Origin of the sequence: Streptomyces sp. NPDC058240, from assembly GCF_042882135.1 — a bacterium.
Lineage (GTDB): Bacteria > Actinomycetota > Actinomycetes > Streptomycetales > Streptomycetaceae > Streptomyces.
Genome location: NZ_JBHVWT010000006.1, coordinates 199,235 through 223,317, shown reverse-complemented (window position 1 = coordinate 223,317; position 24,083 = coordinate 199,235). Strand labels below are relative to the sequence as shown.

Sequence of the window (24,083 nt, the reverse complement as noted above, 5' to 3'; positions counted from 1 at the left end):
CCCCCCCCCCCCCCCCTTCCCCCCCTCCGTCGCCCGCGGTCGGTCGAACCCTCGTATAAAGGGCCCTGAGTGCGAGACGACGCGACAGGGCGACGGGGCGGCGGCGAAGGAGGCCCGGATGGCGCGGCAGCGGACCGAGCGGGCCGGACGTACGGAGGGCGGCGCGCGCTCCGTACGCGAGGACCGGGGCCCCGTCAGGTACGGGCCGCCCGCCCCGGACCCCGGTCTGCCCGTGCTGCCCGAGCTCGCCGAGGTGCTCGCCTCGGCGGCGGGCCGCAGCGAACCCGAGCCGACCGGTGGCAGCGAGGCGCTGCGCGAGGCCGCGACCGTCTACTGGGAGCGGCGCGGACTCCGCGGCGGCCCGGAGCACGTCGCCGCGGCCCCGGGAGCCTCGCCGCTGCTGCTCGCGCTGATCGCCGCGCACGGCGGCGACGTGCTCATGCCGCGCCCCTGCACGGCCACCTGGATCCCGCAGGCCCGGCTGCTCGGCAGGCCCGCCTACCATGTGCCGACCCCGGCCGAGTGCGGTGGCGTGCCCGATCCGTACGCGCTCCTGGAGACCGTGCGAAGGGTGCGCGCCGAGGGCGGCAGGCCCCGGCTGCTGCTGATCTCCGTCGTCGACGACCCGACCGCCACCGTCGCCCCGCCGGAGCTGGTGCGCGAGGCGTGCGAGGCGGCGGTCGCCGAGGGGCTGCACGTCATCAGCGACGAGACCTGGCGCGACACCCTGCACCGGCCGCACGACACGGTCCTGCTCAGCCCGGCCGAGATGTGCCCCGACGATGTCACGGTCGTCTGCGATCTCGCCGGTGCGCTGACCCCGTCGGCCTGGCCGGTCGCGGTCGCCCGGTTCCCGGACACCGAACGGGCCGCGGTGCGCCACGCCCGTACGCTCGACATCCTCACCGCGCTCGGCGCGCTCGTCGCGGGGCCGGTCGCCATGGCCGCGGCCCACGCGCTGCGCGAACCGGACGCCGTGACGGACCGGGTCCGCCGGGCCGCCGCGCTCCAGGCCCGGGTCGCCGCCGCGGCCCACCGCGCGGTCCTGGCGTCGGGCGCGCTGGCCAGGCCCCCGCAGGCGGGCCGGCATCTCTACGCCGATCTCGGACCGCTCAGATCCCGGCTGGCGGGCCGCGGCGTCACGGACTCGCTGGAGCTGGAGGAGTACCTGACGGAACGTCTCGGCGCACCGACGCCGGGCGGGCACCGGTTCGGCGACGAACTGGGGGCGCTGCGTGTACGGCTGGGCACCGGGACGCTGCTCGGGTCGACCCCGGAACAGCAGATGGAGTCCCTCACCGCTGTGGCGCCCCTGGAATTGCCGCATGTGGCCGAAGCCCTGAGCATTTTCGGAACGGCCCTCGACGAACTCCGATGAGGAACTGCGAGACGGGAGTCTCTCGATGACGGAACAGACCGAGCGCTCCCGCACCGGGACCACGCAGCCGCCCCACGTGTCTCGCGGCAGGATCGTCGGACCGCGCCCGCTCGGCGAGGTCCGGGTCTGGCCCAGGAGCTTCGCCGACCGGCTCACCGCGCCACTCCCGGGTGTCATGAGCATGTCCCGGCTGGCCCGTGAGCACGCCCTGCGGCCCAACGCCGAAGGACTGCGCGGCATCCACCGCCTCCCCTACGCCCCCGAACCACTGCCGGCCGTCCCCACCGGCAGCACGTCCCTCACCTGGGCCGGGCACGCCAGCTGGATCATCCGCACCGGCGGGCTGACCGTCCTCACCGACCCCGTCTGGTCCCGCCGCATCCTCGGGACTCCGGCCAGGATCACCCCGGTCGGCGTCCGCTGGGAGGACCTGCCGCCCGTGGACGCCGTCGTCATCAGCCACAACCACTACGACCACCTCGACGCACCCACCTTGCGCAGACTGCCCAAGGACACCCCGCTCTTCGCCCCCGCCGGGCTCGGCCGCTGGTGCCGCCGTCGCCGCTTCACCTGCGTCACCGAACTCGACTGGTGGGAATCGGCCGAGCTCGACGGGGTCCGCTTCGACTTCGTACCGGCCCACCACTGGTCCAAGCGCACCCTCACCGACACCTGCCACTCCCTGTGGGGCGGCTGGATCATCGGCACCCCCGGCCCCGGCGGACAGCGGATCCACTTCGCCGGGGACACCGGGTACGGGCACTGGTTCGGCGAGATCGGCAGCCGGTACCCCGGGATCGACCTGACCCTCCTGCCGATCGGGGCGTACGAACCGCGCTGGTGGCTCGGTGACGTGCACACCGATCCCGAGCAGGCCGTGCAGGCCTACGAGGATCTCGGCGCCCGCGCGATGGCGCCGATGCACTGGGCCACCTTCCTGCTCTCCGCGGAACCCGTACTCGAACCGCTGACCCGGCTGCGCACCGCCTGGCAGCGGGCCGGACACCCCCGGGCACTGCTCTGGGACCTGCCGATCGGTGCCTCGCGCGTACTGGAGCCGGCACCCCGCACGATCAGTGGCTGAACCGGGCCCGCGCCTTCCGCCACACCGCGGGCGCCCCGCTGATCAGCAGCGTCAGACCCACCGCCGCGACCACTCCCTGCCACGGCTCGGGGAAGAGCGAACCGCCCAGAATGCCGATCAGCTGGTACGTCGCCGCCCACGCCAGACACGCCGGCACATCGCCACGGGCGAACCGGCGCAGCGGCATCCGGCCCAGCAGGCAGGCCAGCATCACCGGAATCCGCCCCGCGGGCACCAGCCTGGACAGCACCAGCACCGCCGCACCGTGCTCGTCCAGCTTCTGCTGGGCCTGCGCCAGCCGCTCCGGGGCGGCCCGGTCGCGGATCGTCCGCAGCCACTTCGAACCGTTCTTGGACCGCACCCCGCGCTGACCGAGCCAGTACAGGCAGATGTCCCCGAGGAACGCCGCGGCCGAGGCCACCGCGAAGACGATCAGCAGCGAGAACGGCGACGACTGGTGCAGCGCCACCACCGCGGCCGAACTCACCAGCGCACCCGTCGGCACCACCGGCACCAGCGCACCCAGCGCCACCAGCAGGAACAGGGACGGATAGCCGACCGCCTGCTGCGTCGACTCCGGGGGCAGCTGCCCCACGACCTGCTGGATCACCTGGCGGCCTCCGGCCGCACATGCTCACCGTGGGACAGCCGGTGCACGGACACCTCCGGCGCCAGCAGCGCCGCCTTGCGGACGAACTCGTCACCCGGTGAGTGGAACTCGTGCGGCCTGATCCCGTCCATGCCGATCGGCCAGTACGTGCCGTAGTGCACTGGCACGGCCGACCGCGGCGCCAGCCGGGCCAGCGCCTGCGCCGCCCGGCCCGCGTCCAGATGGCTGTGGCCCAGATACGGGCCCCAGCCGCCCACCGGCAGCAGCGCCACGTCCACCGGGCCGACCGCCTGCGCCATGTCGTCGAAGAGCCCCGTGTCACCGGCGAAGTACGTCCGCGCCTCGCCCTCGACCACGAAGCCGAGCGCGGGGGAGCGATGCGGGCCCACCGGCAGGCGCCTGCCGTCGTGCATCGCCGGAACCGCCCTCACCCGCACCTCGCCGATTCGGACCTCGTCGCCCGGGGCCACCTCGGTGATCCGCAGCCCGCGTGCCGAGCGCAGCACCCGCAGTCCCGGCACGGAGCGCACCGCACCCAGCGGCACGACCAGCCTGCTGCCGGGGGCGAGCCTCGCCAGGGACGGCAGATGCAGATGGTCGGAGTGCAGATGCGAGACCAGCACGACATCGGCGACCGCCGCCTCGGGGCCGGGCAGCTCACCGCGCCGGCGGCGCAGATGCGCGAAGCGCCGCGCGAAGAGCGGATCGGTCAGCACCCGGACCCCGGAGTCCTCGATGGTGCAGGTGGCATGACCCCACCAGGTGACTTCCACCGGCACGCGACGCCTCCTCGTTCCCGGGCTCCTCGGTTCCGGCCCCGGCATCGAGCCTAAGGGCTGGGCCGGGGCAGGGGCGCACAGGTGTTCCGGGCCCGTGCTCCGCACTCCCGCCCTCCCGGCACGCGCCTTCTTGCGCGGGGGTCCGGAAGGTAGGGTCGCCGGTACGCCTAGCACGGGGGGAACGGCCATGGGGGACGTGACGGACGTACGGGTGGCGGCCATCGCCAGCCTCACACCGCTCGAAGAGCTCGACAGCGATCCGTTCCTCGTGGACACCCGCAGCCAGCACGACATGTGCGCCCGCTGGGCCGCGGACAAGGGATACGTCGTCACCCGGCAGCTGCGGCTCTACGGACTGCGCCCCGACCACCACGCCCTGTGGACCGATGTCGAGAGCGGCGACATCGAACTGTTCGTCGCCGCCAACGACCGCGTGCTGGCGCGGGCACTCACCTCGGTGCCGGAGTTCGCCGCGGAGTGCGAGCGGCGCGGCGTGCGGCTGGAGATCGCGGGGCTGGACGAGCCGCCGTACAACGCCCGTACGAAGGCGAGCGTGCACCGCAGACTCTCCATGCCGACCGCCGGTTACGACGGCTGCTGACCCGACCGCCAGCCGCTGTGGCCGGTGGCCCGCGGGCCCGCTGTGAAAAGCTGGGGGGCCAGGGCCCGGAACGGCGGGGTCCGGATGTGAGGTGGAACGGCGTGGACGACGGGCGATGGCGAACGGCCGGCAGCGCCCTGATGCGAGTGGTCCTGGTGTGGGCGGTCTCGACGCTCACGATGCTGGCGCTCGCCGGGATTCTGCCGGATTTCCAGCTCCAGTCGGACGACGGCGACAGCATAACCAAGATCGCGTTCACCGCGGCCTGGGGCGCCGGCGCGTTCGGTCTGCTCTCCGCACTGGTCTGGCCCGTCCTGGTGAGGGCGCTGCTCATCGTGCCCGCGCTGGTGCTCGGGCTGCTCGTCTTCTTCCTGAACGGCTCGCTGCTGCTGCTCGCCCTGCGGCTCATCCCGGACGGGCGCGGTGCCGCCGACCCGCAGACGGCCGTCGTCGTCGCGGCCGTGATGTCCGCCGTCGCCTCGGCGACCTCCACCGCGCTCGCCGTCCGCGACGACAACGCCTACCGGCGCAGGCTCTCCCGGCTGGCCGTCCGCCGCCGACGGCGCAGCGGTGCGGACAGCGGGCGCAGCGGACCGCCGGGCACCGTCTTCATCCAGCTCGACGGCGTCGGTCATGACGTGCTCGCCCGCGCCGCCGACGAGGGCCTGATGCCGACCGTCGCGCAGTGGCTGGCGGACAAGGAGGGGCACCGGCTCACCCCGTGGCGCACCGACTGGTCCAGCCAGACCGGGGCCAGCCAGCTCGGCATCCTGCACGGCAGCAACCACGACGTCCCCGCCTTCCGCTGGTACGAGAAGGAGACCGGCGACGTCATGGTCTCCAGCAGACCCGCGAGCGCCCTCGAACTCCAGCGCAGGGCCATCGCGCGCACCCACGACGGCGGGCTGCTCACGCTGGACGGCGCCAGCCGCGGCAACCTCTTCAGCGGCGGCGCCGGCCAGCTGGCGCTCGTCCTGTCCATGGCGGCCCGGTTCGGCAAGGGCCGCCGCTCCAGGGCCGGGTACTTCGCGTACTTCTCCGACCCGGCCAACGCCGTACGCACCGCGCTGTCGTTCGTCGCCGAGGTCTGCCGCGAGATCGGCCAGTCGACCCGGGCGCGGATGCGGAAGGTCACGCCCAGGATCAAGCGGGGCGGGCTGTACCCCTTCATCCGGGCCTTCGCGACCGTCGTCGAACGCGATGTGGTGGTCGCCGCCGTCATCGGGGACATGTTCGCCGGCCGCACCGCCGTCTACGCCGACCTGGTCGCCTACGACGAGGTGGCGCACCACTCCGGACCGAACAGCCGCGACGCGGAGAAGGTGCTCGCGCGCCTGGACCGCTCGCTGGCCCTGATCGTCAAGGTCGCCGAGCACACCCCGCGCACCTACCGGATCGTGCTGCTCTCCGACCACGGACAGAGCCCCGGGGAGACCTTCGCGGGGGCGTACGGGCTGACTCTCAAGGACCTGGTGCGGGCGGGCTGCGGGCTGCCCGTGCCCCGTCGGGCGCAGCGCACCCGCAGCGGCTCGGAGGCGCGTGACGCGGTACGGATCGCCCTGCACCGGCCGGTCGACGAGGGCGCGGCGGAACACCTGGCGAAGCCGTCCGACCCCGTGGTCCTCGCCTCCGGGAACCTCGGCCTGATCTCCTTCCCCGACATCGAGGGACGCGCCTCGCGCGAACAGCTCCACCGCAGCCACCCCGCCCTGCTCGGCACCCTCGCCAACCACCCCGGCATCGGCTTCCTGCTGGTCCGCAGCGAGCGCCACGGATCGGTGGTGCTGGGCCGCGGCGGAACGGAGATCCCGGTCTCGGAGCTGGTCGACGGGGAAGGTCCACTGGCCCCGTTCGGCCCCGGCGCGGCTGCGGCGGTGCGGCGGACGGACACCTTCCCGCACGTCGCCGACATCATGGTCAATTCGATGTACGACGGCACCACGGGCTGTGTGCACGCCTTCGAGGAGCAGATCGGCTCGCACGGCGGTCTGGGCGGCGAGCAGTCCCGCCCGTTCCTGCTGTGGCCGGCCGCTCTGTCCGCGCCGGTGGCGCCGGACACGGAGCTGGTCGGTGCCGAACAGGTGCACAAGGTGCTGCGGCGCTGGCTGCGGGAGTGCTCGGGTCCGCAGATCCCTCTGTCGGCGCCCGGTGCGGTGGGTGGCGCCGACGAAGTGGACGGCACGGTCCAGGCGGCCGGCTGAGAGGCTGTCGGGTGACCTCGGACCGGAAAAGCGGACGCGGTCCGGTGCGTGCGATTCCGAGGCGGAGGAGGGAGGCGACGCGGAGCGTTGGCGACCGACGACAACGCAGGAAGCGTGCGTGCCAGGGCGTGGCCGCCCGGTCCGAGGTCACCCGACAGCCTCTGAGGGGCGTTGTCAGTGGTGGGCGGCAGGATGGGGGTCATGACGAACTCAGCTGTTGTGCTCGCCGATACCGCCGCCTACGCCGCCGCGGTCGAAGAAGCGTCGCAGGCCGCCGCCGCGTACTACGCCACGGGCGAGAGCACGCTCGACGACGACGCCTACGACCGGCTGGTGCGGGGGATCACGGCCTACGAGCAGGAGCACCCGCAGGAGGTACTGGACGCCTCCCCGACCGGCAAGGTGGCGGGCGGCGCCGCGACCGGCGACGTGCCGCACACGGTGCCGATGCTGTCGCTGGACAATGTGTTCTCGGCCGAACAGTTCGTCACCTGGACGGCATCGCTGGAACGCCGGATCGGCCGTCCCGTCGCGGCATGGAGCGTGGAGCCCAAGCTGGACGGACTGGCCGTCGCGGCGCGCTACCGGGCGGGCCGCCTGGAGCAGCTGATCACCCGCGGCGACGGCACCGCGGGCGAGGACGTCTCGCATGCGATCGGCACCGTGGTGGGCCTGCCCGAGCAGCTCGCCGAACCGGTGACGATCGAGATGCGCGGCGAGATCCTCATGACCACCGAGCAGTTCGAGCAGGCCAACGCCGTGCGCACCGAACACGGCGGCGCCCCCTTCGCCAACCCGAGGAACGGCGCGGCGGGCACCCTCCGCGCCAAGGACCGCGCGTACACGGTGGAGATGACGTTCTTCGCCTACGGCGCCCTGCCGCTGCCCGACTCCGGCGAGCTGGCCGACACCCTCGCCGAACTCCCGCACAGCGAGGTCCTCGCCCACGTCGCCCGGCTCGGCGTGCACACCGCGGCGGACACGGACGTGGCGCCGCGCACCGTCACCACCGTCGAGGAGGTGCAGAGCCGGGTCGAGGAAGTCGCGGCCCTGCGCGCCTCGTTGCCGTTCGGCATCGACGGCATCGTGATCAAGGCCGATCTCGCGGCCGACCAGCGCGAGGCCGGATCAGGGAGCAGGGCGCCGCGCTGGGCCATCGCCTACAAGCTCCCGGCCGTCGAGAAGGTCACCCGGCTCCTCGGCGTCGAATGGAACGTGGGGCGGACCGGCATCATCGCGCCGCGCGCCGTGCTGGAGCCGGTCGAGATCGACGGCTCGACCGTCAGCTATGCCACGCTGCACAACCCCGCCGACATCACCCGCCGCGATCTGCGCCTGGGCGACCGGGTGATGGTCTACAAGGCGGGCGACATCATTCCCCGTATCGAGGCCCCCGTCGCCCATCTGCGGACCGGTGACGAGAAGCCGATCGACTTCCCCGAGGCGTGCCCGCAGTGCGGCTCCGAGATAGACACCAGCGAGCAGCGCTGGCGCTGTGTCCGGGGCCGCGACTGCCGGCTCGTCGCCTCCATCTCGTACGCGGCGGGCCGCGACCAGCTCGACATCGAGGGCCTCGGCGGGACCCGCGTCGTCCAGCTCGTCGACGCCGGGCTGGTGGCCGACTTCGCCGACCTCTTCACCCTCGACCGCGAGCAGTTGCTGGGCCTGGAGCGGATGGGCGAGACCAGCACCGACAATCTCCTGGCCGCCATCGGGACGGCACGGACCCAGCCGCTCTCCCGGGTCTTCTGCGCGCTGGGGGTACGCGGCACCGGGCGCTCCATGTCGCGGCGGATCGCCCGGTACTTCGCGGACATGGACCGCATCAGGGCGGCCGACGCGGAGGAACTCCAGCGGGTCGACGGCATCGGCAAGGAGAAGGCCGCGGGCGTCGTCGCGGAGCTGGTGGAACTGGCCCCGTTGATCGAGAAGCTGGTGGCCGCCGGGGTCAACATGACGGAGCCCGGCGCCACGCCGCCGCCCCCGCCGGGGGAGGAGGGCGAGGAGGCGGCCGCCGCCGCGGACGGGGAAGGCGCCGGTCTGCCGCTGGACGGGATGACCGTGGTGGTCACCGGAGCCATGACCGGCGTCCTGGAGAAGCTCTCGCGGAACGAGATGAACGAGCTGATCGAGCGGGCCGGCGGGAAGTCCTCGTCCAGCGTCTCCAAGCGCACCTCGCTCCTGGTCGCCGGGGAGAAGGCCGGATCCAAGCGCACCAAGGCGGAGGACCTCGGCGTCCGGATCGCCGCGCCGGACGAGTTCGCCGAACTGGTCGCCGTGTTCCTGCCGTCGGAGGTCTGAGAGCCTGTCGGGTGACCTTCGATCGGAGAGCGGACGCGGCATGGTGCGTGCGATTCCAAGGCGCCGGGATGGCCTCGGATGGGGTCTCCCCTGCTCGAACGAAGTTGAGAGTTCGGGGAAGGAGCTACTAGGCCATCCCGGCAACGCCGGAAGCGTGCGCGCCAGGGCGTGGCCGCCCGATCAGAGGTCACCCGACAGGCTCTGAGGCACGACGGAGGCCGCCCGGGGCCTGTCCGACCCTGATCTGCCTGACAGGCCCCAGCGGCCGAGCCCTTGGATTTTGCCTGGGAGTGGCTTTCTTTGCCTCCCTATTGCATAGTGAGAGCTCGGCCATGCCTCGCTATCAGCGGGTTCATGGGTGTGTGCGCGGCCGCGGTGGCGGGCCGGGGGGAGGGGCGATGCGTTCTCTGCACGACGGACGACGACTCGGCCCGTCCGTCCGCCAGGACCACAAGGGCGTCACCCGTGGCCTCGCCCTCGATCTCGGCAGCTCCCGCACCCGCGTCTGGGTGCCCGGACAGGGCCTCATGGCCGACACCGACATCTGCGGCGACTTCGGTACGGGGCGCGCGCACGGCGGCCCGGTCCGGCGGGGGCGCATCGTCGACCCCGAGTCCTGCGGCCGGATGCTCGGCCGTATCGCCGACACGGCACTGGGCGCGGACCGCACCGGCACCGTGATCGTCCTCAGCCACCCCGTCCTCGCCGGGGCCCGGCACCGCGCCGCGGCGAGGGAACTGATCGCCGCCCTGGGGCCGACGACCGTCATCGCCCTCGACAGCGCGAGGGCCGCCGCCGCATACGCCGGACCGCGGGACGGCGGCCCGCTGCTCGTCGTCGACATCGGCGCGGGACTGACCGAGACGACCCTGCTCGTCGACGGGCAGGTCCGCGACGCCCGCCAGGCCGAGACGGGGCTGGGCGACCTCGACCCGGCGCAGCCGCCCACCGCCGTCGTCCGCACCGTCCTGGACATGATCACGGAGATGTGGAAGCAGGACCGGCACGGGGCCGTCCTCGGGGCCCTGCGCAAGGGCCCGTTGCTCATCGGGGGCGGTGCCACCCGCCCCGACATCACCAACCGGATCGCGGTCCGCCTCGGGGTCCCGGTACGTCTCGCCGACGACCCGGCGACCGCGGTCGTACGCGGCGCCGGGATGGTCCTCGGCTCCGTACTCCGCCAGGCCGGCGCGGCACCGGCCCTGACCGGCCGAACCGGGTGACCCCCCTCCCGGGGCCGCCCCCGGGGAACGCGCCCCGAAGGGCACGGCCGGGCGCCCCGGCACACCGCGGCACCGGGCGGGCGGCCCGGCTGGTCCTCGCCGCACTCCTGCTCGCCGTCCTCACCGTCGTCGGCGGCACCCCCGCAGCCGCCGGATCCGCGCTCCCCGCCCGGCTGTTCGCCGGGGTGCCGCCCTCCGCCGCGTACTCACCCGGCGCCCACCAGCCCACCCCGCACACCGACCGGACCGCCCGCACGGGCACCGTCCACGACCCCCGGCGCACCCGCACGGGCCCCCTCCAGGACTCCCGGCGCACCCGCACGGCCACGGCGACCGACCACCACCGCTACCGGCCGCAGACCACACCCCTGCCCCAGCCCCGGGCCGGCACCGACCAGGCCCGCACCGCGCATCACCTCCCGCCGCCCGGCCCCGACGTCCTGCCGGCCGGCGCGCCCGGCATCCACGCTCCGCAACGGGCCCACCGGCCGGCCCCCGCCGCGCCCCCTCGTGCCACCGACCAGTCGCGCGTCGCGCTCCCCGGCGTACGCGGGCCTCCATGGACGGCCGTTCACCGGCCACCGGTCCTGCCACCGGTCCCGTCCCACAGAGCCGCCGTGCCGCCCTTGCCGAGGTGAGGGCGCCCGGCGCCCCCTCGGAGGAAAACCATGACTCGCGCCACCACGGTGCGAGCGGTTCTGGCTGCGGCCGTGCTGCTCGTCTCCGTGCTCATCACGCTGACCATGTCACCCAGACTCGGCCTCGACCTTCAGGGCGGCACCAGAATGGTGCTCCAGGCCAAGGACTCGGACACCGCGAAGGCGGACCGGGAGAGCACCGACCGCACACTCGAAGTGCTGCGCCAGCGCATCGACTCGCTCGGCGTCGCCGAACCCACCCTGACCCGCTCCGGCGAGGACCGGATCATCGTCGAACTCCCGGACGTCCAGGACCCGCGCAAGGCCGCGGAAATCATCGGCAGAACGGCTCAGCTCAGCTTCCATGCCATCCAGGGCCCGGACAGCGGGGACGAGCGCAGGGCCGAAGCGGGGCCGACCCTCCCCGACGAACAGGGGCGCGCCCTCGATCTCGGCCCGGCCAGGCTCTCCGGCGCGGGCGTCAAGGACGCCACCGCCGCGTTCGATGCCCAGCAGGGCGCCGGCTGGACCGTGTCCCTCGACTTCCACAAGCAGGCCGGCCGGGACTGGACCAGGCTGACCGGCGAAGCCGCCTGCCACCCGGTCCAGGACGACCGGCGCCGCGTCGCCATCGTCCTCGACGAGCAGATCATCTCCTCGCCGCAGGTCTCCCCGTCGGTCGGCTGCAACGCCGGCCTGCCCTCCGGCTCCACCCAGATCACCGGATCGTTCAGCGCGGACGAGGCCCGCGAACTGGCCCTGCTGATCAAGGGCGGCGCGCTGCCGCTCCCCGTCGAGATCGTCGAGCAGCGGACCGTGGGACCGACGCTCGGCGCCGCCGCCATCGACGCCAGCGCCCGCGCCGCCCTCATCGGCGCCGCGGCCACCGCACTCTTCATCACCGTCGTCTACCGGCTCTTCGGCGCACTCGCCGCCGTCGCGCTCGCCGCCTACGGGCTGATCTCCTACGCGGCCCTGGTGGCCCTCGGCGTCACCCTCACCCTGCCCGGCCTCGCCGGATTCGTCCTGGCCATCGGGATGGCGGTCGACGCCAACGTGCTGGTCTTCGAACGGGCCAGGGAGGAGCACGCACAGCATCCGGGCCGCTCCCTGCGCTCCTCGCTGACCGCCGGATTCCGCAACGCCTGGAGCGCCGTCGCCGACTCCAACGTGACGACGCTGATCGCGGCCGGACTCCTCTTCTTCCTCGGCTCCGGACCGGTGAAGGGATTCGGCGTCACACTCGCCATCGGTGTGATCGCCTCCATGTTCTCCGCACTCGTCATCGCCCGCGCACTCACCGAGATCGCGGCGGGCTCCCGGTTCGTCAGCGACTACCGGGGCGTCAACGGCATCGCGTTCCCCGGCCGGGTACGCACTTGGCTGACCCGCCGCGATCCCCGGCTGATGCGGTTTCCGGGCCGCTGGCTGATGGTCTCCACCGCACTGGTGGCCGTGGCCGTCCTCGGGATCGTCGTGCGCGGTGTCAACCTGGGCGTCGAGTTCACCGGCGGTCGGCTCGTCGAGTACTCGACGAGCCGACCGGTCGACGTGGAGCGGGCCCGCACCGCCCTGGCCGGCGCGGGCTTCGGCGACGCCGAGGTCACCACGGCCGGTGCGGGCGACATCTCCGTACGGACCGGCGAACTCGACAACGACGGCGAACACGCCCTGCGCGCCGCCCTCGCGGCGGAGGGCGGCACGACCACCAAGGTCCGCGACGAGCTGATCGGCCCCAGCCTCGGCGACGAACTGCGGCGCAATGCCCTGATCGCGCTCGGCATCGCCGTGCTCGTGCAACTGGCCTATCTGGCGGTCCGGTTCCGCTGGACGTTCGCCGTGGCCTCGGTCGGGGCGCTGGTCCACGACGTGATCATCCTGGTCGGCGCCTTCGCCTGGCTCGGCCGCACCGTCGACGGCATCTTCCTGGCCGCACTCCTCACCGTCATCGGATACTCCGTCAACGACTCGGTGGTGGTCTTCGACCGGGTGCGGGAACTCTGGGCGAAGGCCCGGCGCGTACCTCTGGCCACCATCGCCGACCGGGCCGTTCTCCAGACCGTCCCGCGCACGGTCAACACCGGAATGGGCGCGCTCTTCATCCTCGTCGCGCTCGCCGTGCTGGGCGGGGACTCCCTCGCGGACTTCGCCCTCGCCCTGCTGATCGGCATGTGCGTCGGCACGTACTCCTCGGTGCTGACCGCGGTGCCGGCCGCCCTCGTCCTGGAGCGGAGCAGCAAGGCCCCGCCGCCCGCCCGCAAGCGGTCACCGGGACGCCGGTCCGGGACGAAGGCGGCACGCCGGGATCCGCTCGACAACGGAGCACGCGTCTAGTGCCGTAAAAGGGCCTGCTCCGGATCAGTTCCGGCGCTCGGAGTCTGCTTCGAGCGCCGGCTCGGGGGCGGTCCTGTCGAGCAGGACCATGGCGTCGTGGTCGGAGGTGCCGGGCTCGGCCATGTACACCCCGAGGCATGTCCCACGGCTACACCGGTTCCGGGACCGACACGGCGGAGTCCCTCCGCACGATTCACCGGGCGCTGGACCCGGGTGTCACCCCGATCGCTGGGTGACACCCAGATCGACACCGCCGAGATCCACGGCCCCTACGCCAATGAGGAACTCGTCGGGCGCGCGGGAGAAACCCACCCGGAAGCCGCCCGGCAGATCTCGAACGCTGAGACCCCGCCCCACGCTCGCCCAGCGCCGCCTGGCCGGAGCCCGTTCCCGAGGGTGACCACGGCCGGGGCGGCGTCGTCGAGGGGACCGGCTCCGGGGTGCGCGGCCTCAAGCCCGGCGACGTGGTCGTGGGGACAGGCCGCGCGGGTCCCGTACGCCGACGGCACACTGTCAGGCTGCCGTTCGGCGAGGACTCCGAACTCTTCTCCTGATCCGGCCCTGACCGGCGGGCCCGCTGACCGGCCACGCACCCTGCCCGCGCTGTCACTCCGAAGGGGCGGCTGAAAGGTGCTGGTCGGCGGCCCAGGAGGCGAGGATCCGCAGCCGGTCGTGGGTGGGGGTGCCGGCCGCGGCGGTCCAGATGACGAGCTGCTGATCGGGGTCGGTGCTGGCGGTCAGGGTGTCCCAGTCGAGGGACAGCTCGCCGACGACGGGGTGGTGAAGGGTCTTGGAACCGATCGCGAGGGCAGCGACGTGATGGGCGGCCCACCACTGGCGGAAGTACGCGTCCTGGACGGACAGTTCTCCCACCAGGGCGGTGAGCCGGGGGTCGTCGGGGTATTTGGCGGCCTCCATGCGGAACTGTGCGACGGCCGTGCGGGCGACCTTCTCCCAGTCGGCGTACAGAGTCCGCATCGCCGGGTCGGTGAAAAGAATGCGGAGGTAATTCCGCTGCTTTTCGGGGATCCGGGCGAAGTCCGTGACGAGGGCGGCGGCCAGCTGGTTCCAGGCGATGATGTCCATCCGTCGGCCGAGGACGACGGCGGGCGTGGCGGTGAGGTCGTCCAGCAGGCGCTGAAGCTGTGGCTGGACCTTCTGGCGGGCGCGGCGCCGGGGGCGGGGAGTCTCCTTGCCGGCGAGGCCGAAGAGGTACTTGCGCTGGTCGTCGTCGAGGTGCAGGGCCTGGGCGAGGCCGTTGAGGACGGGCGCGGATGCCTGGAGACGGCCCTGTTCCAGCCGGGTGTAGTAGTCGGTGGAGATCGCGGCGAGCTGCGCGACCTCTTCGCGGCGCAGGCCGGCGACGCGACGGGGCCGCGGGGGGTCGGGCAGCCCGACGGTGCGGGGGGTGAGCTCGGCCCGCCGGGCCTTGAGGAACTCTCCCAGCTCGTTGAGATGCGGGTCGGGGCTCATGGACCCAGTCTCGCATCGCCGGACCCGCGCGAAGGGGGGAGAGTTTCTTCCTATGAAGGCTTCTTCCTACGAACAAACCCTCCCCTTTTCTTGACCCGCAGTCGGTGTGAGAGTCGGTGGTGAGGCTGCCGGAAGGCAGAGCGGCCGTCCTCCGGCCAGGGAAGCCGTCACCGCCCTGATCGCCCTGTACCGGAACGACCAGCTCGGCTTCCACGTCGAGCCGACGCTGGAGAACGGGCTGACGGAGGAAGAGCTGACCGAGGCCATCACTCATCCGGCCTTCTACGCGGGCCGGCCCGACGCCAGGGGCGCGGCCGGACAGCTGAAGGCCGTCCTGGCGTCCGCCGACGGCGCCCCGGACAACTGACCGACCACCCCCGTACACAGGAGCATCCCCGTCCCATGAGCAAGGTCATCTTCGTCACCGGTGCAGGCCGCGGCCTGGGCACCGACATCGCCCGTCAGGCACTGGCGGCCGGCCACCGGGTCGTCGCCACCGGCCGCCGCCCCGACAGCGTCCTTGAGGCGCTCGGCGGCGAGCAGGAAAACCTGCTGGTCACCGCCCTGGACATCACCAGCCCGGACGCCGCACGCTTGGCCGTCGACGCCGCAGTGGCCGGGTTCGGCCGGATCGACGTGCTGATCAACAACGCCGCCGGCTTCCAGGCCGGCTACTTCGAGGAGATCTCCGACGCCCAGATGCGGGCCCAGATCGAGACGAACCTGTTCGGCCCGATGAACGTCACCCGCGCCGTTCTGCCGGTCATGCGCAAGCAGCGCGCCGGTCACGTCGTCACGATCTCCTCGATCGCCGGACTGGTCGGCCAGGAGTTCTGCGTCGCCTACGCGGCGTCCAAGTTCGGTGTCGAGGGCTGGATGGAATCCCTGCGCTTCGACGTCGAGCCGTACGGCATCCATACCACGATCGTCGAGCCCGGCTTCTTCCGCACCGAGCTGCTCGTGGACGCCTCCACCAGTTGGGCGGAGCTGTCCATCGACGACTACGCCGAGCGGACGAAGTCCACCAAGGCGATGTGGCAGTCGATGAACGGACAACAGGCCGGCGATCCGGTCAAGCTCGCCGACGCCCTGCTGAAGGTCGTCGACCTGGACGAACCGCCCCTGCGGTTCGTCGCCGGCGACGACGCCATCCCCACCGCCGAGGCCAAGGGCAAGCAGATCACCGGACAGGCCGGTGCGTCCCGTGCCCTGGGCTCGGGCCTCGCCCACGGCGACGCCGCCTGACCGGCGGCCGAACACAACGCAACACAACGCAATGCATCGCAACGCAACACAGCCCGCTCACACTCACACCTCATGCGAGGAGGACCCGTGGAATTCGTCAAGGCCCGGCCCACCGGCAAGGGCCCCGAGGACTGGTTCGACGGAGACGTCTGGTTCGACGTCATCCACGCCGGCCAGGAGCCGTCCCGTCTGCGCGCCAACATGGTGCGGTTCTCCCCGGGCGCCCGCACCGCCTGGCACCACCACGCCGTCGGGCAGACCCTGCACGTCGTCGCCGGGATCGCGCTGATCGGCACCCGCGACGGCACGGTCTACGAAACACACCCCGGCGAGACCGTCACCTGCCCGCCCGGCGAGGAGCACTGGCACGGCGCCACCGAGGACCGCTTCATGCAGCACCTCGCGCTGTGGGACGGCACTGCCCCGGGCGACGACCGGCCGGAGACCACCTGGCTGGAGAAGGTCACCGACGAGCAGTACAACGGCCCCCGCACCCGCAGCCGGTAGCCCCGCAGCCAGCGGCCCGGGGCCGACACGGGCCGGCCCCGGGCACCCGCGCGACCCTGAGGAAGACGCATGACCACGACCATGACCGCGCTGTTCGGCGGCACCGGCCCCACCTGGGAGATCCGCGAGATCCCCGTACCGCGGCCCGGCCCCGGCCAGATCCTCGTACGGGCCCGGACGGTGGCCCTGAACAACGCCGACGCCGCCATGGTCACCGACGCCGACCCCACCACCGGCGGCACCGGCAAGGAGTACCTGGCCGGTTATGAATTCGCCGGCGAGGTCGCCGAGGTCGGCGACGGCGTCCCCGAGGCCACGGTGGGCCGGCGCGTCATGGGCACCGGCCCCGCCGGCTTCGCCCAGTACGTCCTCGCCGACCACCGGCACGTCCTTCCCGTGCCCGACGAACTCGGCTACGAGGAGGCATGCGCGCTGCCCACCGTCTGCTCACCGAGCACGGCGCCCTCATGGCCGGCACCTGCGCCTGCGCGGAGTCTCCTTCGGCTTCACCAGGGCCGCCGAACTCGGCGAGGTCATCGCCGCCGCCGGCCGGGAACTCCTGCATGCCGTCGCCGACGGCCGGGTCCGCCCCCTCATCGACAGCACCCACACCTTCACCACCGCCACCGAAGCCCTGGAACGCCTGCGTTCGCACCGGGCCCACGGAAAGATCGTCCTGACCGTCGACTGACGGGGCGGTCGATGACCTCTGCCAGGGGGCAGCCGGTCGAGGCCGAGGGAAGTTCGGCGCGCGTCCCGCCTCCTGCGCGGCTGCCCAGGAAGTGAGAAGGGCCATTGCGCAGCTCGGCGGAAGGCCTCAGGGAACGAGGGACCGCAGATGGTCGGCGGTGGCCCGGTCGGCGGGCAGCAGCGTCTCGATCGCCAGCTCGGCCACCGTCACATCCATCGGCGTATTGAACGTCGCGATGGAGCAGACGAAGGAGAGCACCCGCCCGTCGTGCTCGATCAGCAGGGGCAGCGCGAAGGGCAGCGACGCAACGGGCCCGGGGCCGATGCCTTCCGGGACGGGATAGCCCGCGACCTCCTCGTACAGCTCACGCAGCTCCGCCGAACGGGCCAGGGCGATCTGACGCTCCATCTGGTCCAGCAGATCGGCCCGCCACTCCCGCAGATTGCGGATGCGCGGGGCGAGACCCTCCGGGTGCAGGGTGAGCCGCATGGCGTTCAGCGGCGGTACGAGCAGATGCTCGGCCACCCCCTCCATCAGCGTCGCCATACCCCGATTGGCCGCCACCACGTTGTACGTACCGTCGACGACCAGCGCCGGATACGGGTCGTACGCCTGGAGCAGCCGCTCCATCCCCTCGCGCAGCGCGTCCAGCGCCGGGTCGTCGAGCGCGGTCTGTGCGTAGCGGGGCGCGTAACCGGCCACCACCAGGAGGGCGTTGCGTTCTCTGACCGGGACCTCGAGATGCTCGGCCAGCCGCAGGACCATCTCCTCGCTGGGGCGGGAGCGGCCCGTCTCGATGAAGGAGATGTGCCGGGCCGAGGAATCGGCACGGAGCGCCAGCTCCAACTGGCTGATCCGGCGCTGCTCCCGCCAGCTGCGCAGGAGCGGTCCTACCCCCGTGTCAAGCGCGACAGTTGTCATACCCAGACCGTAACGTCACCGGCACCGATCGCCGATGAGGGAGTCGCCGTATGCCCGCCGCACCGCTGTCACGGAAAGAGATCGAGGACCGTCTGGGCGGACTGCCCGGCTGGTCGCTGGAGGGTGACCGGATCACCTGCACCTACCGGCTCCACACCCACTTCGCCGCCCTCGGGCTGACCACGCATGTCGCCGCGATCCAGGACGAACTGAACCACCACTCCGATCTGACCCTCGGGTACAACACCGTGTCCCTGTCCGTGAACACGCACGACGCGGGCGGCGCGGTCACCGAGCACGATCTGAACCTGGCCGCGCGGGTGGCGGCGATCGCTCCCGGGCACGGCGTGCGGTAGCCGCGGCGGCGCGCGCCATGTCACATGGCCGCGTCGCTCAGGACGGCGCACGCGCGGTGACGTGTCACATCGCGGACGTGTCACATCGCGGCGCCGAACCGTGGATGCGCGGCGAGTCAGCGCGTATAGCTCTCGCTGCGCTTCACCGCTTCCGCGTACGCCGTCCGCGTGTGTCCGCTCACCGCGCCCACCGCCGCGTCGGCCGCCGCCGAACGCGGATGCCGGCCCAGCAGATGGCGCCAGCTCAGCGGCGAGCCGACGATCGGCCGCGTCACCAGCCCCGGGGCCGGCGGAAACGTCGCCCGGCACAGTCCGACCGCCCGCCCCACCTGCACCAGATGGACGACGGAAGCCGTGTCCGTCCCATACACCGAGACCGGGCTGAACCCGGCCCGCGCGCAGGCGCCGAAAAAACAGTCGGCGAAACAGCCGTCGCCCGGCACGTTCGCCCAGCACTCGTCCGCCAGTGCGGCGAGGGCGAGTTCCTGTCCACCGGCGTGCGGGTGGGAGTCCGGCAGCATCACGAAGACCGGATCGACGCCGATCACCTGCCACGTCAGCCGGTCGTTGGCGGGTGGCGGGCTCTCCCCACAGGCCCCGATGAGGGCGAAGTCGAGGCGTCCGTCCACCAGTTGGGCGGCAATCTCGGATCCCGACCAGGAGGTGTACGTCGACACGGGCGCGGTCGGATAAGCGGTGACCAGGCGGTCCACAAGGCCGCCCAGCAGCGGGCCGTGCGTGCCGCCCAGCCGGAAGCGCTCCATCGTCCCCCGGGCGTTGGCGAACCGCACCGCCTCCTCCTGGAATTCGCTCACGGCGGGCAGCACCACCCGGGCTCGTTCGAGCACCAGCCCACCGAGGAGCGTGGGCCGGGCGCCGGTGTGGTCGCGGTCGAAGAGCGGGCCGCCGAGCGCCTTATCGATCCTTCGCAGCTGCGCGCTCAACGCGGGCTGGGCGAGCCCGAGAGTCGCGGCCGCCTTGGTCGGGCTCCCGGTGTCGGCGATGGCACGTACGGTTCACAGATGGCGCAACTCCAGGTCCATAAAAGCAAGTTATGGGCCCGGCGACGTACCGGCAATATGCGGGTGTCCGTTGGGTGAGATGTGTCCTGGAGTCGGGCGGGTGCTGGGCGGGCGGCAACGGCCGGATGGTGACTTGCTGAACTGGCAAGGGAACTTGCCGTGAGGTGGATCCGTGGTGAGGCTTGTCCCCATGAGCACTCACACCGGACACGGTCACCCCCAGAACACCGCTCACGCCCCCCACCATCCGGACTCGGCCCACGGCGGCCACCACGACACCACTCATGGCCATCATCAGGACGCCGGCGACATCGACTGGGACGTGATGGGGCCGATGCTGGAGCAGGAGGCCGAGGTCAGTCGTCCGCAGTACGAGGAGGCGGCCCGCTGGATCGCCGGGCTGCCCACGGCCCCGAAGGTGCGCCGGGTGCTCGACATCGGCAGCGGACCGGGTGTGATCACCTGCCTGCTCGCCGAGATGTTCCCCGACGCGGAGGTCGTCGCCGTCGACGGCACCCCGGCACTCCTGGAACGCACCCGGAACCACGCCGAACGCCTCGGTCTCGGCGACCGGGTCCGTACGCACCGGGCCGACATCCCCGAAGGCCTCGACGGGCTGGGGGAGGCGGACCTGATCTGGGCGGGCAACGCCCTGCACCACATGGGCGACCAGCGCGCCGTCCTGGCCGGATTCGCCGCACTGCTGCGCCCCGGCGGGACCGTCGCCCTGGTCGAGGGCGGACTGCAGCCCCGCCGGCTTCCGCGCGACATCGGCATCGGGCGGCCCGGTCTGGAGGCCAGGCTCGAAGCGATCAACGCGGACCGGTTCGAGGACATGCGGACGGCGCTGCCCGGCACCAAGCGGGAGACCGAGGACTGGAGCGCCCTCTTCACCGCGGTGGGACTGGCCCCACAGGGCACCCGCAGCTTCCTGCTCGACCTTCCGGCACCGCTCTCCGACCGGGCCCGGGACCATGTCGTCACCGAGTTCGCCCGCCGGCGCCAGATGTTCGAGGAGGAGCTCACGGCCGAGGACATCGTCGTACTCGACCGGCTGCTCGACCCCGACGACCCGGCCGGGCTGCGTCGGCGCCCCGATGTGTTCCTGCTCTCGGCGCGTACCGTGCACCTGGGCCGACGGGGCTGACGGGGCTGACGGGGCCGGAGAGCCGACGGGAGCCCGGCCCGTAGCCGGTCCACCCGCGCTGACCTGCTGGGTTCCCGGGACCCCGGGACACGGCGGGCCGGAGCGCGGGAACCGGGAGCGGGAGGGTACCCATGGGCGTGACTCTGGACCGGCTGACCCGGCGTCGCGAGCTCGGGCTGACCGTGCCCGCTGGCCGCGCTGCGCTGGGCCGCGAGGTGGTGTGGGCGCACAGCATCGAACTGGCCGATCCCACCCCCCTGGCTCGGCGGCGGCGAGCTGCTCCTGACCACGGGCCTGAGGCTGCCCGGCACCACCGCCGGGCGGCGTGCCTGCGTGAAGCGGCTGGTCGGTGTGTGCTCGTCCTGCGCGGTGACAGCCCACGGCGGGCACTGGGCGCCTCGGGCAGCGATCTCGCCGGGCGGAGCTGCCCCGGTTCGGCACCGTCCGCGACGGGGGTGCGGGTACTGCTGCTGCCGGGCGACGGACCGGCCCCGGCCCGTGCGCTCACCCATGGTGCGGCGTCCCGGCTGCGGCCGAGGCCGTGCGCCGGGCTGAGCGATGCGCACGGGCTGGATGCGGTGCCCCAGGCGCTGCGCGATGCCGCCGCGGCTGCCGAGGCGCGGAGTGGGCACGAGCTGGTCCTCTTCGCATCGATGGCCGGCCGGGTACGGGTCACCGCGCCCGGGACCCGCGGTCTGCTGGACGAGCCTGCCTCGGCCCGGATCGCCTCGCTCGCCGACCACGACCGGGAGCAGGGCACGGCACGGCACTGACCGGGCCGGTCGCTCAAGCAACCCCCGTCAACTTCCCCGTCTCAGAAGCGGATTCCGGACGGTGACCCGGTGCACACCCTCGCTCCCGGCCCCCCTGTCGGGTGTCGTGGCTTCCGCCCCGGCGCGATGGACAAGTACGGACTCTCCTGCGCGCACGCCCAGGCGCTCAACCCCGGCATCGTCTACTGCTCGGTGACCCGGTTCGGAGTCGGCGAAGGCGCCGCGCTGCCAGGCTCTGACCTGCTGCTGCAAGCGGTCGGCGGGCTGATGAGCGCTACCGGGCCCGCACCGGGACGGCCCGTCAAGACGGGTGTGGCACTCGTCGACGTGCTCACCGGACTGCCACGCGGCTGCGGGCGGCATGGCGGCGCTGCGCCACCGCGATGCGACCGGTGACGGTCGGCACGTCGGGGTCGATCCGCTGTCCTCGCTGCTGCTGCTCGCCCCGCTCGGGGTGCCCCGCGGCCCGGTCAACGACCTCGCGGGCGCCTTCGATCTCGCCGAACGCCCCGGGGCCTGTCCCCGCGGGTCACACCGGCCGACGCGGGCCACGACGACCCCATGCGCCTGGTGGCCAACCCCATCGGGCCGTCCCGAACCCCGCCGCGGTACGAACGGCGGCCGCCGCGCCTCGGCGAGCACACCTGGGGCCTCTCGTTCGGATCCTGCAGGGCTCGCGTGCCCCGGTGTCGCGCCTCGGCGCGTCGTCGTCAGTCGCCGACGCGCCGCGTCGACTCCCTCCTCCGCCTTGTGACGCACGACACCGGACCCCGCTCCCTGGTCCTGCCCGATCCGAACGAAAGACCCCAGGCCTCAGGCACCGGCTGGACGGCTGGCCGCCCGCCGACCAGCTCTTTTCAGCTCATCCGGCGCGAGTCGGCCAACACGGCACCGCCGTGCGGCGCCGTGCGGCGCCGTGCGGCGCCGTGGAATGTGGGCTGCGGACCCCGTGTCGGCGAAGCGCGGACGGGGCCGCGGATGACCGGCATTCACGGGCCCCCGGCCGCTGCTCGGACCGTGTCAAGAAAAGACACGCTGCCGCCAGGGTGAGTGGGCATCAGGAAGTCCCCCGTGCGGTCTAATGGCGGATCAATTCGCCCATGAATAGAGGCAATTGGTATCTAATCTAATCATGTGAAAATAGCATATGGCGTATTCCATATAACTCGACCGGGGTGTAGGCGCCGACCTTCGACGTGTCCGATATGACACGTATGAGGTTCGTGCGTACGTTCATTCACGGGTCGACTGAACAGCCGACCTTTCTGAGACAGGAGAAGCGTCATGGTTACCCGTTCCACCATCGTTACGGCCGCCGTCGCGGCCGCTGCAGCTCTGGCCGCCACTGGCATCACCTACGCCTCGGCTGCCACCTCCGAGCCGGTCCAGGCAACCCAGGCCGTCCAGCAGGCCGCCCCCGGTTCGGCTCTCGACGGCGGTGACGTCGGCAAGGGCAACGAGGGCAGGGGCAACGAGAGCCGTGGCCGCGACGAGGGCCGTGGCCACAATGAGGGCCGTGACCACTACGAGGGTCGCATCCACATCAACGAGCGGACGTACTCCGACGAGATGGGCGGCTGCGTGACCGTGGTCAGCGGCCTCGGCTCCAAGAGCCTCAACGTCCGCAACGACAGCCGTCGGGCCGTCGAGGTCTTCCGTGGGGCCACCTGCGACAACGGCGCCCCCATCGCCACCGTCGGTCCGCACAGCTCCAGCGACGGGGTGTTCCCGGGCCACGTCAAGGGCGGCGTGTGGGTCCACAACGGAGTGGTGGGCAGCTTCCGAGTGATCGAGCGCCACTTCGACGAAGGCCGTGACAACGGTGGCCGCGACTGGTGACCGAGTTACTCGGTTGACGTGAACCCCGGCCCGCCGTAATCGGGCCGGGGCTCCAGTCAGGGTATCCGACCGGAGTGATCCGGTCGGATACCCGCACCTGAACGACGACTGGCAGGCTCAAACACCTGCCAGCCCATATTAAGCCGGACGGTGAGGCGCTGCCAGCCGACCGGAACAGCCGCGCCGCACGCGGCTACCGGGCTCCGGTTCCGGGGTTCGGTTCCGGGTTCCGGTTCCGGGGTTCGGTTCGGGCTCCGGTTCCGGGCTCCGGTTCCGGGGTTCGGCTTCCGGATTCGTTCTCGGCACGCTGCCCGGCGGGGCCCGGCGACCGGGCGGCAGAACGTGGCGACGGCGTGGCAGACGCCGCCCATGGCCCGGCCGCCAGGAGGCCGGCGGGCCGTCTGGCCCAAGTGAGTGACGGCCCGTGCGGCACGGCGTCGAAGGGCCACTTGAATTCTGGTCCGCACGTATCCGACGCATCCCCATGCCGGCCTGTATCCGGCCCATGCCCCGAGGTGTCCCGCACCGGCTCCAACTGCCGCCACTGGCCGGGGAGTCGGTGTCCTCCCATTGCTGGACACGGGCACCGTCCGCCGTGCTGCCGTCGGCGACATCCAGGTCGAGCCCGCCGGTGAAGCTGACCGGCGTCACCACTCCGGCGCTTCCAGGTGCCGCTCGATCGGCCATCCCTGGGCGCCGTGGCTGTTGGCCCGCCGCTGCCGGCCCGGGGCGCCACCGCCCTTGGCGGAGCCGTACACCTCCAGCGGCAGGCAGCTGTCCACATTGCGCAGCCGTAACGATCAGCCGCGACGACGGGCGCGGTGTGCCCGCTGCTATTCCGGTTCCTTCCTGCGGAGCGGACCGGGGGGGAGGGGGGGGTGGGGGGGAGGGGGGTGGGGGAGGGGGGACGATGGGGGGGGGCCCGGGGCCGGGGGCGTCGGGGCGGGCCAGTTCCTGGAG

General features: G+C 72.6%; 23 protein-coding genes and 1 pseudogene. 18 read left to right on the top strand and 6 right to left on the bottom strand.

The features are described from left to right. Window positions 1-118 precede the first annotated feature (118 nt). The gene (locus ACFVX4_RS14850; protein ID WP_389976328.1) at window positions 119-1,378 is read left to right on the top strand and encodes an aminotransferase class I/II-fold pyridoxal phosphate-dependent enzyme; all 1,260 of its coding nucleotides are present in this window, start codon (window positions 119-121) and stop codon (window positions 1,376-1,378) included. Window positions 1,379-1,403: 25 nt separating this feature from the next. Next, window positions 1,404-2,462, top strand: a complete 1,059-nt coding sequence (locus tag ACFVX4_RS14845) for an MBL fold metallo-hydrolase (RefSeq protein WP_389976325.1) — start codon at window positions 1,404-1,406, stop codon at window positions 2,460-2,462. Here the strand turns inward: ACFVX4_RS14845 and ACFVX4_RS14840 are convergent. Further along, on the bottom strand, window positions 2,452-3,072 hold the full coding sequence (locus ACFVX4_RS14840; protein WP_385551929.1) for a DedA family protein: 621 nt from the start codon (window positions 3,070-3,072) through the stop codon (window positions 2,452-2,454). The genes ACFVX4_RS14845 and ACFVX4_RS14840 overlap by 11 nt on opposite strands. After that, complete coding sequence (locus ACFVX4_RS14835) at window positions 3,069-3,851, bottom strand: MBL fold metallo-hydrolase (protein ID WP_389976322.1); 783 nt, start codon at window positions 3,849-3,851, stop codon at window positions 3,069-3,071. Before ACFVX4_RS14835 ends, ACFVX4_RS14840 begins: the two co-directional genes overlap by 4 nt. A 187-nt stretch (window positions 3,852-4,038) precedes the next feature. Between ACFVX4_RS14835 and ACFVX4_RS14830 the strand changes: the two genes are divergently transcribed. The 6 genes from ACFVX4_RS14830 to secD all read left to right on the top strand — a co-directional run bounded on the left by ACFVX4_RS14830 (window position 4,039) and on the right by secD (window position 13,149). Further along, entirely contained in the window at window positions 4,039-4,452 is a 414-nt protein-coding gene (locus tag ACFVX4_RS14830; RefSeq protein ID WP_389976319.1) for a hypothetical protein, read from the top strand. A 140-nt stretch (window positions 4,453-4,592) separates the two neighbouring features. Continuing rightward, window positions 4,593-6,653: a phage holin family protein gene (locus ACFVX4_RS14825; protein WP_389976485.1), complete on the top strand. Its 2,061-nt coding sequence runs from the start codon at window positions 4,593-4,595 to the stop codon at window positions 6,651-6,653. A 201-nt stretch (window positions 6,654-6,854) separates the two neighbouring features. Then, window positions 6,855-8,954, top strand: a complete 2,100-nt coding sequence (gene ligA / locus ACFVX4_RS14820; protein WP_389976316.1) for an NAD-dependent DNA ligase LigA — start codon at window positions 6,855-6,857, stop codon at window positions 8,952-8,954. A 398-nt stretch (window positions 8,955-9,352) separates the two neighbouring features. Beyond that, window positions 9,353-10,177, top strand: a complete 825-nt coding sequence (locus ACFVX4_RS14815) for a rod shape-determining protein (RefSeq protein ID WP_389976313.1) — start codon at window positions 9,353-9,355, stop codon at window positions 10,175-10,177. Beyond that, window positions 10,174-10,815, top strand: coding sequence for a hypothetical protein (locus ACFVX4_RS14810; protein WP_389976310.1), 642 nt, complete (start codon window positions 10,174-10,176; stop codon window positions 10,813-10,815). The genes ACFVX4_RS14815 and ACFVX4_RS14810 overlap by 4 nt, the downstream gene beginning before the upstream one ends. A gap of 30 nt (window positions 10,816-10,845) precedes the next feature. Beyond that, window positions 10,846-13,149: a protein translocase subunit SecD gene (gene secD, locus ACFVX4_RS14805; protein ID WP_389976307.1), complete on the top strand. Its 2,304-nt coding sequence runs from the start codon at window positions 10,846-10,848 to the stop codon at window positions 13,147-13,149. A 606-nt stretch (window positions 13,150-13,755) separates the two neighbouring features. Here the strand turns inward: secD and ACFVX4_RS14800 are convergent. Further along, window positions 13,756-14,622: a helix-turn-helix domain-containing protein gene (locus ACFVX4_RS14800; RefSeq protein WP_389976304.1), complete on the bottom strand. Its 867-nt coding sequence runs from the start codon at window positions 14,620-14,622 to the stop codon at window positions 13,756-13,758. A gap of 106 nt (window positions 14,623-14,728) precedes the next feature. Between ACFVX4_RS14800 and ACFVX4_RS14795 the strand changes: the two genes are divergently transcribed. The 5 genes and pseudogenes from ACFVX4_RS14795 (at window position 14,729) to ACFVX4_RS14775 (ending at window position 17,065) form a co-directional block, all read left to right on the top strand. Next, window positions 14,729-14,989: a carboxymuconolactone decarboxylase family protein gene (locus ACFVX4_RS14795; RefSeq protein WP_389976301.1), complete on the top strand. Its 261-nt coding sequence runs from the start codon at window positions 14,729-14,731 to the stop codon at window positions 14,987-14,989. A gap of 35 nt (window positions 14,990-15,024) precedes the next feature. After that, a complete protein-coding gene (locus tag ACFVX4_RS14790; RefSeq protein WP_389976298.1) occupies window positions 15,025-15,867 on the top strand; it encodes an SDR family oxidoreductase in 843 nt (280 codons plus the stop codon). 87 nt (window positions 15,868-15,954) lie between these two features. Continuing rightward, a complete protein-coding gene (locus ACFVX4_RS14785; RefSeq protein WP_389976295.1) occupies window positions 15,955-16,374 on the top strand; it encodes a cupin domain-containing protein in 420 nt (139 codons plus the stop codon). 69 nt (window positions 16,375-16,443) lie between these two features. Beyond that, window positions 16,444-16,719: pseudogene (locus ACFVX4_RS14780) on the top strand (alcohol dehydrogenase catalytic domain-containing protein); the annotation flags it as partial. Beyond that, window positions 16,640-17,065: a zinc-binding dehydrogenase gene (locus tag ACFVX4_RS14775; protein ID WP_389976482.1), complete on the top strand. Its 426-nt coding sequence runs from the start codon at window positions 16,640-16,642 to the stop codon at window positions 17,063-17,065. The pseudogene ACFVX4_RS14780 and the gene ACFVX4_RS14775, both read left to right, overlap by 80 nt. A 126-nt stretch (window positions 17,066-17,191) precedes the next feature. Here ACFVX4_RS14775 and ACFVX4_RS14770 read toward each other — a convergent pair whose 3' ends face one another. Beyond that, window positions 17,192-17,986, bottom strand: coding sequence for a helix-turn-helix domain-containing protein (locus ACFVX4_RS14770; protein ID WP_389976293.1), 795 nt, complete (start codon window positions 17,984-17,986; stop codon window positions 17,192-17,194). 50 nt (window positions 17,987-18,036) lie between these two features. Here ACFVX4_RS14770 and ACFVX4_RS14765 point away from each other — a divergent pair, with 50 nt between their 5' ends. Further along, window positions 18,037-18,342 (top strand): 4a-hydroxytetrahydrobiopterin dehydratase, encoded by a 306-nt coding sequence (locus tag ACFVX4_RS14765; protein ID WP_389976290.1) that lies wholly within the window; start codon window positions 18,037-18,039, stop codon window positions 18,340-18,342. A gap of 116 nt (window positions 18,343-18,458) precedes the next feature. On the opposite strand, the gene ACFVX4_RS14760 is transcribed toward ACFVX4_RS14765, so the two are convergent. Beyond that, a complete protein-coding gene (locus tag ACFVX4_RS14760; RefSeq protein WP_389976479.1) occupies window positions 18,459-19,346 on the bottom strand; it encodes a LysR substrate-binding domain-containing protein in 888 nt (295 codons plus the stop codon). Between the two features lie 208 nt (window positions 19,347-19,554). On the opposite strand from ACFVX4_RS14760, the gene ACFVX4_RS14755 reads away from it, so the two are divergent. From ACFVX4_RS14755 to ACFVX4_RS14740, 4 genes are all read left to right on the top strand, one after another. Then, window positions 19,555-20,511 carry a class I SAM-dependent methyltransferase gene (locus tag ACFVX4_RS14755; protein ID WP_389976287.1) on the top strand — a complete coding sequence of 319 codons (957 nt, stop codon included), beginning with the start codon at window positions 19,555-19,557 and terminating at the stop codon, window positions 20,509-20,511. Between the two features lie 131 nt (window positions 20,512-20,642). Further along, the gene (locus ACFVX4_RS14750) at window positions 20,643-21,284 is read left to right on the top strand and encodes a hypothetical protein (RefSeq protein WP_389976284.1); all 642 of its coding nucleotides are present in this window, start codon (window positions 20,643-20,645) and stop codon (window positions 21,282-21,284) included. Between the two features lie 126 nt (window positions 21,285-21,410). Beyond that, on the top strand, window positions 21,411-21,680 hold the full coding sequence (locus tag ACFVX4_RS14745; RefSeq protein WP_389976281.1) for a CoA transferase: 270 nt from the start codon (window positions 21,411-21,413) through the stop codon (window positions 21,678-21,680). 888 nt (window positions 21,681-22,568) lie between these two features. Continuing rightward, window positions 22,569-23,123 (top strand): hypothetical protein, encoded by a 555-nt coding sequence (locus ACFVX4_RS14740; protein ID WP_389976278.1) that lies wholly within the window; start codon window positions 22,569-22,571, stop codon window positions 23,121-23,123. 647 nt (window positions 23,124-23,770) lie between these two features. Here ACFVX4_RS14740 and ACFVX4_RS14735 read toward each other — a convergent pair. Continuing rightward, window positions 23,771-23,905: a hypothetical protein gene (locus tag ACFVX4_RS14735; protein ID WP_389976275.1), complete on the bottom strand. Its 135-nt coding sequence runs from the start codon at window positions 23,903-23,905 to the stop codon at window positions 23,771-23,773. Window positions 23,906-24,083: the final 178 nt, after the last annotated feature.

Excerpts from the sequence above, each read along its gene's own strand:
- ACFVX4_RS14740 (WP_389976278.1), top strand. The coding sequence starts at position 22,569 with ATGGTTACCCGTTCCACCATCGTTACGGCCGCCGTCGCGGCCGCTGCA.
- ligA (WP_389976316.1), top strand. The coding sequence starts at position 6,855 with ATGACGAACTCAGCTGTTGTGCTCGCCGATACCGCCGCCTACGCCGCC.
- ACFVX4_RS14800 (WP_389976304.1), bottom strand. The coding sequence starts at position 14,622 with ATGAGCCCCGACCCGCATCTCAACGAGCTGGGAGAGTTCCTCAAGGCC.
- ACFVX4_RS14845 (WP_389976325.1), top strand. The coding sequence starts at position 1,404 with ATGACGGAACAGACCGAGCGCTCCCGCACCGGGACCACGCAGCCGCCC.
- ACFVX4_RS14750 (WP_389976284.1), top strand. The coding sequence starts at position 20,643 with ATGGGCGTGACTCTGGACCGGCTGACCCGGCGTCGCGAGCTCGGGCTG.
- ACFVX4_RS14815 (WP_389976313.1), top strand. The coding sequence starts at position 9,353 with ATGCGTTCTCTGCACGACGGACGACGACTCGGCCCGTCCGTCCGCCAG.
- ACFVX4_RS14770 (WP_389976293.1), bottom strand. The coding sequence starts at position 17,986 with ATGACAACTGTCGCGCTTGACACGGGGGTAGGACCGCTCCTGCGCAGC.
- ACFVX4_RS14765 (WP_389976290.1), top strand. The coding sequence starts at position 18,037 with ATGCCCGCCGCACCGCTGTCACGGAAAGAGATCGAGGACCGTCTGGGC.
- ACFVX4_RS14850 (WP_389976328.1), top strand. The coding sequence starts at position 119 with ATGGCGCGGCAGCGGACCGAGCGGGCCGGACGTACGGAGGGCGGCGCG.
- secD (WP_389976307.1), top strand. The coding sequence starts at position 10,846 with ATGACTCGCGCCACCACGGTGCGAGCGGTTCTGGCTGCGGCCGTGCTG.
- ACFVX4_RS14830 (WP_389976319.1), top strand. The coding sequence starts at position 4,039 with ATGGGGGACGTGACGGACGTACGGGTGGCGGCCATCGCCAGCCTCACA.
- ACFVX4_RS14775 (WP_389976482.1), top strand. The coding sequence starts at position 16,640 with ATGAATTCGCCGGCGAGGTCGCCGAGGTCGGCGACGGCGTCCCCGAGG.
- ACFVX4_RS14745 (WP_389976281.1), top strand. The coding sequence starts at position 21,411 with ATGGACAAGTACGGACTCTCCTGCGCGCACGCCCAGGCGCTCAACCCC.
- ACFVX4_RS14755 (WP_389976287.1), top strand. The coding sequence starts at position 19,555 with ATGAGCACTCACACCGGACACGGTCACCCCCAGAACACCGCTCACGCC.
- ACFVX4_RS14825 (WP_389976485.1), top strand. The coding sequence starts at position 4,593 with ATGCGAGTGGTCCTGGTGTGGGCGGTCTCGACGCTCACGATGCTGGCG.
- ACFVX4_RS14790 (WP_389976298.1), top strand. The coding sequence starts at position 15,025 with ATGAGCAAGGTCATCTTCGTCACCGGTGCAGGCCGCGGCCTGGGCACC.